At 66.7% G+C, this 13,984-nt stretch carries 9 protein-coding genes; 4 read left to right on the forward strand and 5 right to left on the reverse strand.

Annotated features, from left to right (window positions below; translation table 11 throughout):
* Window positions 1–150: 150 nt before the first annotated feature.
* Complete coding sequence (locus AC3IPM_RS05355; RefSeq protein ID WP_489302913.1) at window positions 151–819, forward strand: class I SAM-dependent methyltransferase; 669 nt, start codon at window positions 151–153, stop codon at window positions 817–819.
* Between the two features lie 138 nt (window positions 820–957).
* Window positions 958–2,226, forward strand: a complete 1,269-nt coding sequence (locus AC3IPM_RS05360; RefSeq protein ID WP_489302914.1) for an MFS transporter — start codon at window positions 958–960, stop codon at window positions 2,224–2,226.
* Between the two features lie 36 nt (window positions 2,227–2,262).
* On the opposite strand, the gene AC3IPM_RS05365 is transcribed toward AC3IPM_RS05360, so the two are convergent.
* The 4 genes from AC3IPM_RS05365 to AC3IPM_RS05380 all read right to left on the reverse strand — a co-directional run bounded on the left by AC3IPM_RS05365 (window position 2,263) and on the right by AC3IPM_RS05380 (window position 8,284).
* On the reverse strand, window positions 2,263–4,473 hold the full coding sequence (locus AC3IPM_RS05365) for a TonB-dependent siderophore receptor (protein WP_489302915.1): 2,211 nt from the start codon (window positions 4,471–4,473) through the stop codon (window positions 2,263–2,265).
* 384 nt (window positions 4,474–4,857) lie between these two features.
* Complete coding sequence (mqo, locus tag AC3IPM_RS05370) at window positions 4,858–6,552, reverse strand: malate dehydrogenase (quinone) (protein ID WP_489302916.1); 1,695 nt, start codon at window positions 6,550–6,552, stop codon at window positions 4,858–4,860.
* A 153-nt stretch (window positions 6,553–6,705) separates the two neighbouring features.
* Window positions 6,706–7,290: a hypothetical protein gene (locus AC3IPM_RS05375; protein ID WP_489302917.1), complete on the reverse strand. Its 585-nt coding sequence runs from the start codon at window positions 7,288–7,290 to the stop codon at window positions 6,706–6,708.
* 88 nt (window positions 7,291–7,378) lie between these two features.
* Window positions 7,379–8,284, reverse strand: a complete 906-nt coding sequence (locus AC3IPM_RS05380) for a LysR family transcriptional regulator ArgP (protein ID WP_489302918.1) — start codon at window positions 8,282–8,284, stop codon at window positions 7,379–7,381.
* Between the two features lie 136 nt (window positions 8,285–8,420).
* Here AC3IPM_RS05380 and AC3IPM_RS05385 point away from each other — a divergent pair, with 136 nt between their 5' ends.
* Together AC3IPM_RS05385 and AC3IPM_RS05390 are read left to right on the forward strand one after the other, a co-directional pair.
* The gene (locus AC3IPM_RS05385; protein WP_489302919.1) at window positions 8,421–9,056 is read left to right on the forward strand and encodes a LysE/ArgO family amino acid transporter; all 636 of its coding nucleotides are present in this window, start codon (window positions 8,421–8,423) and stop codon (window positions 9,054–9,056) included.
* A 117-nt stretch (window positions 9,057–9,173) separates the two neighbouring features.
* Window positions 9,174–11,150 carry an alpha/beta hydrolase family protein gene (locus tag AC3IPM_RS05390; RefSeq protein ID WP_489302920.1) on the forward strand — a complete coding sequence of 659 codons (1,977 nt, stop codon included), beginning with the start codon at window positions 9,174–9,176 and terminating at the stop codon, window positions 11,148–11,150.
* A 41-nt stretch (window positions 11,151–11,191) separates the two neighbouring features.
* Here the strand turns inward: AC3IPM_RS05390 and AC3IPM_RS05395 are convergent, their stop codons facing one another.
* Window positions 11,192–13,858: a hypothetical protein gene (locus AC3IPM_RS05395; RefSeq protein ID WP_489302921.1), complete on the reverse strand. Its 2,667-nt coding sequence runs from the start codon at window positions 13,856–13,858 to the stop codon at window positions 11,192–11,194.
* Between the last annotated feature and the right edge of the window lie 126 nt (window positions 13,859–13,984).

Genomic DNA, 13,984 nt, shown 5'->3' on the forward strand with positions numbered 1-13,984 from the left:
CCGTCTCCACCCCGATCGCGTAGGATGGCTTGGTCACACGCTGCTACGCGCGTCCTGCGCGACCGCCTTCGGGTCGCCCGCTTCGCTCCATTTACGAGTTCTCGTTGCCGTTGTCGGCATCGAGAGTTCCCCGTGTCCCACGGAGCGCTCATGCCGGGCTATGCCACCCGCATTCTTACTGTCCCAGTCGGCGGTCACGACTTCCGTATCCGCGCGCTCAGCGATCTGCAGCAGTTCGCCGATCCCACCGGCCGTGCCGAACGTGCCGGCATCCACTCGTCCCTGTGGAGCCTGTTCGGCCAGGTCTGGCCGGCCGGCCGCGTACTCGCCGAAACCATGACCACCTTCGATGTGGCCGGCAAACGCATCCTCGAACTCGGGTGCGGGTTGGGCCTGGCCAGCCTGGTGCTGGCCCATCGCGGCGCCGATGTGGTGGCCAGCGACCACCACCCTTTGGCGGAATCGTTCCTGGCCTACAACGCCGGGCTCAACGACCTGCCGGCGATCCACTACCGCGACCTGCCGTGGGAGCTGCCCGATGCGTCGCTGGGCCGCTTCGATCTGATCATCGGCAGTGATGTGCTGTACGAACGCGGGCATGCGCTGCAGATCGCCACCATGATGGAGCGCCATGCACAGCCCAGCGCCGAGCTGCTGCTGACCGACCCGGGCCGCGGCAATGTCGGTACGTTCTCGCGCGCAATGGCCCTCCAGGGCTACGCGGTGGATGAGGAATACGGACTGTTCGACGACGAGGGCGAATCCCCCGGGCGCGGGCGGTTGCTGCGCTACACGCGTGGGGAGGCGTTCGCGGCCTAGTCCTGGATGCGCAGTCGGCGGCGTTCGCGACACGCACAACGCCCCGGCGGCAAGCGGGCGCCAGGATGTGGTGAGCACGTGAGTTCCTGGGCGATGGCGGTGTCGTAGGCTCTGGCACTGATCTGCTCCAGGTGCCCGATGTTGCCGAGTTCCCGTCTCTCTCCGCGTACCCGTTCGATGATTGTCGCCGGGTTGTCCACGGTGGTGGAGTGGTACGACTTCACCTTGTACCTGTACCTGGCCACGGTGCTGTCGCGGGTGTTTTTCGGTGGCGGCGAAAATGCGTTGCTGGCGACGCTGGCCGGTTTTGCGGTGTCCTACCTGATGCGCCCGCTCGGGGCGCTGTGCTTTGGTCACCTGGGCGACCGTTTCGGGCGGCGCTACATGTTGCTGGCGTCGATGCTGCTGATGACCGTGGCGATGCTGGCCACCGCGATGCTGCCCACCTTCGCCAGCATCGGCAGCAGCGCGGGTGTGTTGCTGCTGCTGTTGCGTTGCGTGATGGCGTTTTCGGTGGGCGGCGAATACACCGGCGTGGTGGCCTACCTGCTGGAAACCGCGCCCACACGCCGCCGCGGCTTGGTGACTTCGCTGGCATCGGCGGCCAGCGAAGTCGGCGCGTTGCTGGCGGTGGGGCTGTCGGCATTGACGGTGGCGCTGCTGAGCACCGCGCAGCTGGATGGTTGGGGCTGGCGGATTCCGTTCTTTGTTGGCGCGGCATTGGCGGCGGCGATCCTGCTGGCGCGTTCGACCATGCACGAGTCGCCCGAATTCGAGCGGCAGCGCGCCGCCGGTACCGTGCCGACCTCGCCGATCCGCGATACCTGGCGCTTCCATCGTGGCGCGGTTGCCCGCACGTTCGCGATCTCCGCGTTGGGTTCGATCACCTATTACGTCGGCATCACTTACGTGCCGGCGTTTCTTGGTTCGGCCGGTGCGGTAGGAGAATCCGAAGCGCTGTGGCTGTCCACGGTGGCGGCAGTGGCGGTGATCGGGGTGACCCCGTTGGCTGGCGCCTTGTCGGACCGGATCGGGCGACGCCCGGTGTTGATCGCGCTGGCGCTGTTGTCGGCGTTGCTGCCGTTGACGATGTTCGCGGTGATGGCGCGCGGCAGCACGCTGGAGATCGGTGTGGCCGCAGTGGTACTGGCCTGCCTGGCCGGCGGGGTCAGCGCGGTGGCCGCACCGGCCACGGCCGAACAGTTTCCCGGCGAAGGCCGGCTCAGTGGGTTGGCGCTGGGCGTGACGATGGCCACCGCGTTCTTCGGTGGCGCCACGCCATTGCTGGCCGAACTGCTGGTGCGCCACACCGGGTGGAACGCGGTGCCGGGCGCGATGATCGCGGTAGTGGCGGTGCTGGTGTTGCCCGTTCTGTGGGGGCTGCGCGAAACCCGCCCCACCCGGTAGTGCCGGCCGCCGGCCGGCACTCCCTTTTCCGATGGCTTAGAACTTCCAGCGCAGGCTGGCCGCCACGAAGCGCGGTTCGCCGTAGTTGTTGTAGTCCAGGTTGGCCCAGTAGGTCTTGTCCAGCGCGTTGCGCACGCTCAGCGTCGCGGTCCAGTTGTCACTGATGCGGTAGTTGGCGTTGAACTGCACCAGCGCATACGCCGGCTGGTTCACGGTGACGGTGCCGCCGAGCGGGTAGGGGATGTTGTAGCCCTGCACCTTGCTCTGCCACTGCACGCCTGCACCGACACTCAGGCGCTGCAGTGCACCGCGCAGCTGCACCTGGGTGTTGAGCTGCAGCAGGTCCTCGGCCGGGTTGGCGTACAGCAGGTCGGTGGCCGCGCGGGTCACCTTGACGTGGGTGAAGCCGGCATTGACCGTCCAGCCCGGCAGGATCTCGCCGTTGACGTCCATCTCCCAGCCGCGCGCCTTGGTGCCGTTGACGCCGATGTAGGCCGAGCTGCCATCGCTGAGCGAGCCGTCCGGCACGCTCATGTCGCGCACCGCGTAATTGTCCTGCTTGGCCTCGAACACGGCGGCATTGGCGGTCAGGCGGCCATCGAACCACTGCGTCTTCAGCCCGGCTTCCAGGTTCGAACCCTGTACCGGCGCGAGCAGGTTCTCGTTGCGGTCCTTGTTGTTCTGCGGGTTGAAGATTTCCGTGTAGCTGGCGTACACCGCCACGTTCGGGGTGACGTCGTAGACCAGGCCGACGTACGGGGTCACTTCATCGGTGACCTTGTACGCGCCGCTGGTGGCGGTATAGGTACCGGCCGCGTTGTAGGCGCGGGTCTGGGTCTGCCAGCGGCTCAGGCGCGCACCGGCAATCAGCGAAAGCGGATCGGCCAGGCGCAGGCGGGTGGCCAGATAGAAACCACTCTGGGTGGTCTTGGCCACGCGGCGCGCACCGGTCAGGGTGTAGGTCACCTCGGAGATGTCGCCATCCCAGGTATGCACGTTGGGGATGTAGTAGCAGCGCTCGCGGCCGCAGGTGGCCCAGTCGCGCGGGTAGTTCAGCGCCAGCGTGTTGGTGGTGGCCTCCAGGTCGGCCCACTGCGCGCCGATCGTGACATCGTGCTCGCGACCAAACAGGGGGAAGGTGCCGGTCAGGTAGGCGTCGACATTGCGGCGGGTGTCTTCCGAATCGCCGGCGGCGGTGCGCAGAAAAATGCCCGCGCCGGTCGTTGGATCCGGATTGCCGGCGCCATACAGGCGCATGTTCTGCACGTTGCCGCGGGTGTAGGCGGTGTTGATCTTCAGCAGCCAGTCGTCACCGAAGCGCTGTTCCAGGTTGGCGAACACGGTGCTGGTCTCGCGCTGCCAGTAGCTCCACTTCGGCGCCAGATTGGTCGAGCGCGACAGGTGGGCGAAGTTGCCCTGGCTGTCGAAGAACGGCACCGTGCCCCAGGTCGAGCCGACCGGGTTGTTGTCCTGGGTCTGGTAGCCGACGGTGACGGTGGTGCTGTCGGTCACGTCGCCTTCCAGCACGGCCATGCCGGCCATCTTGTTTTCTTTGTAGCGGTCGTAATAGAAGTCGCGATCGGTGTAGGCGGCGACCACGCGGCTGCGGAAGCGGCCATCGGCGGTCAGCGGCGCGGTGACGTCCGCTTCCATGCGGCGGTAGTCCCAGCTGCCCGCGCTGACCGAGAACGAGGCATCGAACTCCTTGCCCGGGCGCTTGCGCAGCAGGTTGACCGTGGCCGACGGGACGCCGGCACCGCTGAGTAGGCCGTTGGCGCCGCGGATCACTTCCACGCGGTCGTAGAAGGCGGTGTCGTATTCCTGGTTGGTCGATCCACTGTAGGTGGGGATGCCGTCGACCTGGAAGTCGGTGATGGCAAAGCCGCGCGCGTAGTACAGCGGGCGCTGGGTGTCATAGAAGGACACGCTGACGCCGGTCACGTTGCGCATCACGTCGTTGAGGCTGAACAGCGATTCGTCCTGCAGGCGCTGCAGGCCGATCACGGTGGACGACTGCGGGGTTTCCTGCAGGGTGATCGGCAGGCGGGTGGTGCTGGAGGGCGGCGCGGACTGCTCGGCGCGCACGCTGACCCGGTCCAGCGTCTTGGCGTCGGCGTTGCTGCCGGCGGCGGCATCTGCCGCGCCGGCGGCCTGTGCCAGCGGCGCAGTGAGCGACAGGGCGGACAACAGGGCCAGGCCCAGCGGGCGGCGGCGAGGGGTACGGGGCAGGCGGTCGCGAAGGGGCATGCGGGTCTCGAATCGGTCTCGGAGGGGGAAACAGCAAGGCAGCGCAGGGCCACCCGGTGCAGGGCACGGGGCAGGCAGATCCTTCTGGGGGCCGCAGACCGGGAAGCGGTACGGGGTGACGGCAGTCCATTGAGGCCGTCAATCACCTGCGCGGGCAGTGCAGCGGGTTGCAAATGTAAAGCGTTCGCATTCGCTTTACCAGTCCTGGATGCTTGCGGTGCTGTCTTCGTCTGGGCCTGAGGCGAGCGTTGGGGCCCCGTGGGTGGCCGTCAGGCGCCTTGGCAAATGTCCCCCAGCCGCCTGCACCGCGGGGCCTTGCACAAAGCCAAAAAAAATCCGGCCCCCAAAAGGAGCCGGATCGGTTCAGCGCAGCGGGCCGCAGGTTTACAGCGCCTGCAGTTCCTCATTGGCGTTGCGCGACTTCTTTTCCACCGGCACGGCGGCCGGCGGCGGGGTCATCATCACCGCCGGCGAGGTCTCCACCGGCACGTCCAGGTAGGGCAGCTTCAGCGCCTCGCTGGTCTGGCGGCGGACTTCGTTGGTCAGCGCCGGGCTGTCGTTGAGCTTGCGCCCGTAGGACGGCACGATCTGCTTCAGCCGGGCTTCCCAGCCGCCCGCCATCTGCGCCGGGAAGGCCTTCTTCAGCAGGTCCAGCATGATCGGCGGCGAGGTCGAGGCGCCCGGCGAGGCACCCAGCAGTGCGGCGATGGTGTGGTCCTGGTCGGTCACGATCTCGGTGCCGAACTGCAGCACCGCGCCCTTCTCCGGGTCACGCTTGATGATCTGCACGCGCTGGCCGGCGGTGACCAGCGTCCAGTCTTCGCGCTTGGCCTTGGGGAAGTACTTGACCAGCTCGGCCTGGCGGTCGGCGTCGTTCAAACGGGCCTGGCCCATCAGGTACTTCACCAGGTCCAGGTTCTCCGCGCCGACGTCGAGCATTCCCGCCACGTTGTTGTGGTTCACCGAGGAATACAGGTCGAACCACGAGCCGTGCTTGAGGAACTTGGTGCTGTACAGCGCGAACGGCCCGAACAACACCACCGGCTTGCCATCCAGCTTGCGCGCATCCAGGTGCGGCACCGACATCGGCGGCGAGCCGGTCTCGGCCATGCCGTAGGCCTTGACGCTGTGGCGGCTGGCGATCGCCGGATCCTGGAAGGCCAGGAACTGGCCGCCCACCGGGAAACCGGCGTAGTTCTTCGACTCCGGAATGCCCGACAACTGCAGCAGCTTGAGTGCGGCGCCGCCGGCGCCGATGAACACGAAGCGCGACTTGATGGTGGACTCGGTGTCGGCCTTGAGGTCCTTGACCGTCACGTTCCAGCTCTTGTCCTCGTTCTGGCGCAGCGCGCGGACTTCATGCTCCAGGTGCAGGCCGAAGTTCGGGCTGCGCTGCAGGCCGGCGGTGAGCTGGCGGGTGATCACCCCGAAGTTGACGTCGGTGCCCAGCGGCATCCAGGTCGCGGCGACCTTCTGCTTGGGGTCGCGGCCTTCCATCAGCAGCGGCGCCCACTGCGCGATCTGCGCGGCGTCCTCGGAGTACTGCATGCCGTAGAACAGCGGGTTCTTGACCAGGGCCTGCTGGCGCTTGTGCAGGTAGGCGATGTTGTCATCGCCCCAGACGAAGCTCATGTGCGGGGTCGGGTTGATGAAGTCCGAGGGCTGGCTGAGCCGGCCTTCCTTCACCTGGTGCGACCAGAACTGGCGTGAAACCTCGAACTGCTCGGCGATGCCGACCGCGCGCTTGGTCTCGATGCTGCCGTCGGGCAGTTCCGGGGTGTAGTTCAGTTCGGCGAAGGCCGAGTGGCCGGTGCCGGCGTTGTTCCAGCCATCCGAGCTTTCCAGGGCGACGCCGTCGAGGCGCTCATACACCTGGATGTTCCAGTCCGGCTGCAATTCCTGCAGGAAGGTGGCCAGGGTGATGCTCATGATGCCGCCGCCCACCAGTACCACGTCCACCGGCTTGTCGTTGCCGGCGGCCGGCACCGAACGCTGGTAGAAGGGCCAGTACAGGAAAATGGCGGCTGCCAGTAGCAGCAACACGAGCAGGCCCAGTAGGCCCTTGGCTAGTTTTTTCATGGGGATCTCGGGTGGGGGAGATGTAAACAGGATGCCGACGCCGCGGGGGAGGGGCGTGAAGAAACAGGCGCTTGGGCGGCACGGGTGGCGATTTTATCGCCTTTCGCGACATTTCTGGTGCAACGCAGCATCCGGCCGGTATGCCGCGCCGGGTCAGTCGCTGGCCAAGGTGAAGTATTCAAAAAGGAAATAACTGGCTTGATAGATGAGTGCTATCAGGGCCAGGGTCTGGTGGGCGCGGCGCTGGCGCAGGACGATGCCCAGCCCGGCGATCGCCAGCATCACCACGGTGTGGACCCAGTAGGCGTCGCCGAGCATCTGCCAGCGGCTCTGGCCCTTGATGGCGGTATCGACCAGATCGAGCAAGGTGACCAGCGCCAGCAGCCCGAAGAAGCCCCCGCGCCGCTGCAGCAGGTAGTTCTCATAGCTGCCGAACTCGCGCAGGTCCTCCGGGAACAGCAGCGTGCACAGCATGAACCAGCTGGCGCAGTAGCCGATCACGAACAGATACAGCCCGAAGGTCCACTGCCGGACCTGGCCCAGGCGGAACTCCCACCACCAGAAACTGACCACCGAGATCAGCGCCCACACCACCCAGCACAGGTGGATCCAGGACCAGCCGCGGCGCTGCGGGTGCTCGATGATCGAGGCCAGCCCACGCAGCACGGTAGTGATGCTCAGGCCCAGGATGATGCTGAGCACCACCCGGATGTGCAGGTAGAGCGGATCGGCGTCCATGGTCGCCCCCAAGGCTGGTTGAGGCGAGGCTGCGCCGGCCGGGGTCAGCGGGTTGTGTAGGGGCGGCGATGGAGGCGCGGTTCGCGGCTTATCGTTTCTTCTTGACCAGCGTCGCCGACGCGGCCAGCACCGCCTTCGTCAGTAGCGCCATGGTCTGCACATCGCCCTTCCAGTGCTGCCAGTACAGCGGCACGTCCTCCCACGCGCGCTGCTTCATCAGCACCAACCGGCCGGCCTCCAGGTGGCGTTTGACCAGTGGCAGCGGGTTCATGGTCCAGCCCAGCCCACCCAGGTTGGCCTGCACGAAGGCGCGGGTGGAGGGAATCCACCAGGTCGGCGCGGTCAACGGCAGGTCGTCGCCGGCCAGGCGGCGGGCGAAGCGGGCCTGCATGTCGTCCTTGCGGTTGAACACCAGCACCGGCGCCTGCGCCAGCGCCTGCGCGGTCACCCCCTTGGCGAAATGCTGTGCGTGGAAGGCCGGGGTGCAGGTGGCGGCGTAGCGGATGCTGCCCAGCGCATGGATCTGGCAGCCCTGCACCGGCTCGTCCAGGGTGGTCACCGCGCCCAATACCGCGCCCTGGCGCAGCAGCGCCACGGTGTGGTCCTGGTCTTCCGAGCGCAGGTCCAGCGTGGTGCCGGTCTGCCCGGCGAACTGCAGGGCGGCCTCGGGGAACCAGGTTTCCAGGCTGTCATGGTTCACCGCCACCGGGATGCTGGCCTGGGGCAGGTCCTCGTCGGCGATGCCCATGCGGTGCAGCGCGTCGTGTTCGAGCAGGGCGGTCTGTTCGGCCAGCTGCACCAGCACCTGGCCCTCGTGGGTGGCCACCGCCGGCGAGGAGCGCTTGACCAGCAGCCGGCCGACCCGGTCCTCCAGCGCCTTGATCCGCTGCGAGACCGCCGAGGCGGTGACATTGAGCGATTGTGCGGCCCGCTCGAAGCTGCCTTCGCGGACCACGGCGGCCAAGGCGCGGAGCTGGGCATGGTCGATCCGCATGGTCTTAAGTCCTGCTAAAGATGGTTAAGTAAGTTTAGCTCTACTTTTTAATGTTGCGGCGCGACAATATGCGCCATCCGGTGCTGTACGCCATGGCGAGGCACCGCTCCCCCCAAGCAAGACAAGGCGGTACCCCATGTTCTCCCTCATCTCCGGCGGCCCCGGTCTGGCCGCGTGGCTCAGCGGCGCAGCAACCGGCATCGGCCTGTTCGCGGTGGTCGGTGCGCAGAGTGCCTTCATCCTGCGCCAGGGCATCCTGCGCAAGCACATCGTGCCGGTTGTCGCGACCTGTGCGGCGATCGACGGCATTTTCATCTTCGCCAGCGTGGCCGGCCTGCGCACCCTGACCCAGGCGCTGCCGTGGCTGACCACCGTGGTGCTGTGGGGCGGCGTGGCCTTCCTGGCCTGGTACGCCTGGCAGTCGGCGCGGCGCGCGCTGGCCGGTGGTGGTGGCATGCACGTGGAAGACGGTGACAGCACCTCGCGCCGTGCCGTGCTGATCTCCGCGGTCGGCTTCTCGCTGATCAACCCGCACTTCTGGTTGGACATGATGGTCATTGGCGGCATTGCCGAAAACTTCGGCAACGCGCGCATGGCCTTCGCCGCCGGCGTGTTCACCGCCAGCTGCCTGTGGCTGACCGCGCAGGGCCTGGGTGCGCGCCTGCTGGCCCCGTTGTTCACCAAACCCAAAACCTGGCGGATCCTGGACGGCACCATCGCGGTGATCCTGTCGATCCTGGCTCTGACCCTCGCGTTCCGCGGCATGCATTGAACTCTCTCCTCAGTGCATTCCTTGAATGGCACCGCTTGCGGTGCCATTTTTTATTCTGTTCAGGTTCCGTCTAGAATCGAGCACCCGGACAGGGTGTCCGGACGACAGGGGAAAGGGATGCGCAAGTCTGGTTGGGTGGCCTTGGCCATGTGTGGGGCGCTGGCGGGGCAGGCCAGTGCGGTGGATCTGGACCGCTATCTCAAGCGCGATGAATTCGCCGATATCAAGATTTCGCCGGACGGCGCGTTCTACGCCGCTACGGTGCCGATGGAAGACCGTACGGCGCTGGTGATCCTGCGCCGCTCGGACAACACAGCGGTCGGCTCATTCGTGCCCCCGGCGAAGAACCATGCCAACGACTTCGATTGGGTCAACGGCAACCGCGTATTGATCGGGCTGGCGGAAAAAATCGGCGACCTGGACATGCCGCGCCGGACCGGGGAGCTGTACGCGATCAATGCCGATGGCGGTCGCGGCGAACTGCTGGTCGGCTACCGGGTGGAAGGCAATGGGCCGGGCACGCGCATCCAGCCCAAGAAGGTCGAGTCGGTGGCGGCCTTCATGTTTGACGACCTGCCGCAGGATGATCGCAACGTGCTGGTTTCGATCTGGCCGTTCAGCAACGATCCGTTCACCCGCGTAGACAAGCTGGATGTGCAGAGCGGCCGCCGTCAGACCGTGGCGTTGTCACCGGTACGCCGTGCCGAGTTCGTCAGCGACGGCCACGGCCAGGTCCGCTTCGCCCACGGTGCCGGCACCGACAACGTCAACAAGCTCTATTACCGCGAAGGGGTGGGCGACAACTGGAAGCTGGTCAACGACGAGGCGGTCAATGGCCGCATCGAGCAGGCGATCGGCTTTTCCGCCGACGGCACGCTGGCCTATATCACTTCCGAGCAGGCCAACGGGCCTGCCGCGATCGTGTCATGGGATCCGGCGACCGGCACGCGCACGCCCGTCCTGCGCGATCCGAAGGTGGATCCGAGCCGCATCATCCGTCGTCCCGGCACCGCTGTCCCGGTCGGGGCGCTGTTCCTGGGCGACACGCCGCACACGCGGTTCTTCGATGAGACCTCGGCCGATGCACGCCTGTACCGCAGCCTGGAAGCGGCGTTCGGTGGCGATGCGGTGTTCATCACCTCCAGTACCAAGGATGGCAAGCAACTGATGGTCGAGGCCTGGTCGGGGCGCAATCCCGGCGACTTCTACATCTTCAATACCGAGACGAAGAAGGCCGACCACGTGATCAGCCGCAGTAGCTGGGTCGATCCGGTCAAGGCTGCCTCGGTACTGCCAGTGGCGGTCAAAGCCCGCGACGGACTGGACCTGAGCGGGTTCCTGACCGTTCCGGCCGGCCGCGCAGGGGCCAAGCTGCCAATGGTGGTGATGCCGCACGGCGGCCCGTTCGGCGTCTTCGACGACGGCAGCTACACCACCGAAACCCAACTGTTGGCGGCGGCCGGTTATGCGGTGCTGCAGGTCAACTACCGCGGCTCGGGCAACTATGGCCGGGCCTTCCAGGCCGCGGGTGCCAGGCAGTGGGGCGGGGCGATGCAGGACGATCTGACCGATGCTACCCGCTGGGCCATCGCCCAGGGCCACGCCGATCCATCACGGATCTGCATCTATGGTGCCAGCTACGGGGCGTATGCCGCCTTGATGGGAGTGGCCAGGGATGCTGCGTTGTACAAGTGCGCCGCCGGCTATGTCGGCGTCTACGACCTGCCGATGATGTTCACCGCCGGCGACATCCGGCGCAGTGGGTCCGGTGAGACCTACCTCAAGGACTGGCTGGGCGATCCGCAGAAACTTGCGGCGGTCTCGCCGGTGAACCTGGCCGCGCAGATCAAGGTGCCGGTGTTCCTGGCCGCCGGCGGTGAAGACGAGCGCGCCCCGATCGAGCACACCAAGCGCATGGAAGCGGCATTGAAGAAAGCCGGGGTTCCGGTGGAATCGTTGTACTACCCCACCGAAGGGCATGGCTTCTACGTCGATGCCAACCGACGCGAGTACTACACGAAACTGCTGGCGTTCCTGTCCAGGAGCCTGGGCGGTGAAAGCGCCGGTACGGCAGCCGCCGCATCACAACCGTAGCCACAACCGCGGGGCCGCTGTGCGGCCCCGCGGTTGCGTGATCAGAACGCGTAGCCCAGGTGCAACTGCGCCTGGGTATCAGCCTCGCCGAGCAGGCGTTGCGCCATCAGCGAAGTGCCCACGCTGAGGCGGTTGCGGCGGTAGTCCGCCCCCAGCATCAGGCGGTAGTCCACACCGGACGGCGACAGGCCCGGCAGCATGAACGACTGCCCGTCGGCACCGTGCAGGTAGGCGCTGCGCTGGCTAGCCCGGTAAGCCAGCGAGCCGAGCAGGGCCGCATCGCCACGCAGGGTCACGTTCCGGCCGGCACGCATCTGCATCGCCGTGCCCAGTTCCCATTGCACGCCGCTGCGCGTGCCCGCGCCAACCGACAGGCCCAGCGCGCCCGCACCGTACTCGTGGAATCCGGCCTCACGGCTGCGATAGGCGTTGGCGCCCAGTCGCGGCTGCCAATGCATGCCGGCGGTCGTCCAGCGAGTGGTGAGCGTGCTGGCGATCCGCGAGCGCGAAACCGAGCGCTGGCTGTGCGCGCTGGTCTGCGCGGTGCCCCAGGCCAGCTGACGCTGCCCGTCCAGCTGATGCCACTCGTTGCCCAGGCTGTGCTGCAGTTCGAACGCGCCCAGCGCCTGGCTCATGCCCAGACCGGCGAAACGCGACTGGTTGCGGGTCTGGCCACCGTCGCTGGAGAAGTCCGAGCCGAGCAGCCCGCTGCTCAGCTGCAATTGGCGGCCGCCGCGCAACGGCACGTCAACCTGCACACCCGAGCCAATGCCCTGCACCCCGTGACGGATTTCCGAGCCGGGGCCGAACGCAACGACGCGGTGGCCGTTGCTGGGCGCACTGCGTGCCAGGCTGGACCAGAACGCATCGCCATTGGCAGCCATGCGCAGGCTGGACGCCATCACATCAGCACCGGAGAGCTGGTGCAGTGCACGGTTGAACTCCGCGGCATTGGCTACCTCCAGGCTGTGGTACAGGGCATTGTTGTCATACCCAGCTTCCAGTGCCCCAGCCAGGCCCTGCAGCGGTGCATCGGCCAGTTCGCGATAGTCGTTGCGGGTCATGACCACATCCACACTGCCGCTTTCGTCGCGCTCGGCCTGTGCGCGCCACACCACTGTGGCGCTGTGGATGTTGTCTTCACCACTGTCGGCACCGGCAAATACGCCGTCCAGGCGAACCTGCGACTGCGCCGTGCCGCGAGTGAAGCCGGTATCCACCGTGACGTCGGACAGGTGCCCGCCCTGGTGCAGGACCATGCGGCCGGCGCTGCCATCGGCATTGGTGCCCACGGTGTAGCCGCTGACACCACGCGGTGCCTGCCACCCCAGGTCCGGTTGACCCGGTCGGTTGGCGGCATCGGTCGGGGCATCGGCATTGACGCCGCTGCCGTTGCCGTACACGTTGACCTGACCATTGTTGATCAGCCGGCCGTTGCCGCCCGGCGCCATCTGGAAGGCGTGCGAATTGTCGGCATGGACATTGATCACCCCGCCGCGGCGGTTGTTGATCGTCGCCGAACCGTCCGAGCGCATCGCTACCAGGCCCTGGCCATTGTTGCCGCCTGCCGTCCCCAGGTTGATGGTTCCGTCGTTGATCAAAGTGGCACCACGCGCACCGGACATGGCTACCGCGTTGTCGCCGGTCACGGTGATGGTGCCTTGGTTGAGCAGGGTCGCCATCTGGCCCTCGGCATGCATCGCCGATTGGTGGCGGGCATGGCTGGTGATCTGTCCGCCGAGGCGGTTGATGCCGCTGCTGGCATGTGAATCGGCCACCAGGGTGAGCACGCGCGCATTCCCGTTCATCACGATGCTGCCGTGGTTGTTGAACGCTTCGATGATGTCGCGCTCATTGCCGACCTGCGAGGTCACCGCGTGGATCAGCGCATTCTCGTTCAAGGCGCCGTTGGCGACCACGCTGCCATGGTTGTCGAACTCGGCCATCCCGCGCAGGATGAAACCACCTGCGGTAACGTCCAGGCGTGCGTTGCGATGCCGTTCGCCATTGTCGAACTCACTTTCACCCTGCAGCGTGACCAATGTGTCGCGCAGCTCCATGTTGCCGAGGTTCTCGATGTCGGAATCATCGGCCAAGGTGACGCGCGCACCCTGTGCCAGCACGCTGCCGTAGTTGTCGAAGCTGGCATCGCTCTGCAGCTGCAGGCTGCCATTGAGTGCGAACGTACCGCGGTTGTCGAACTCACCATCGCGTTCGATCAGCATGCGGGCGCGGTCGGACACGCGGAGCGTGCCGTGGTTGTGCAGATGGCCATCATTGCGGATGGTCAGGCTGCCGGCGTTGAGCAGCAGCGTGCCGTCATTGCGCACGTTGCCGACGATGCGCGTGTCTACCGGCTGCTCCCAGCTGGCCTGCCCGCCACTGCCGACGAGGGTCTGGTTGTTGCCGTACTGGCCACCTTCATGACCGGGCGCAGCGCCGCCACCGCCACCCGAACCGTTGCCACCACTACTGCCACCACTACCACCTCCTGCTGCGGCACCGGCAGCCAGCGCGGCGATGCCGCCGATCCACCACGGCGAGAATCCGCGTGCACGGGGTGCTTCATCGTCATTGTCCTCGCAATGCGGTGCGGTGTCGGGGTCGCAGGGATCTTCGGCAGCCTGGGCACCCGTGTGCGGGGCGACGCACAGCGTAAGGGCGATGATGGCCGCCAGCGGATGGCGAAGGGGGAGAGAGCGACGCATACAGATATCTCCTGGCACACACGTGCATGGATAGGGGGAGGGGTGTGCAATCGGAGGCCGGCGCCCATTGCGGGACCGTGCCGGAGGCGCGGTCGAACGGGGCGCATGGTGGCAGCGGCACAGTGC

This window comes from Stenotrophomonas sp. GL_111, from assembly GCF_057835245.1.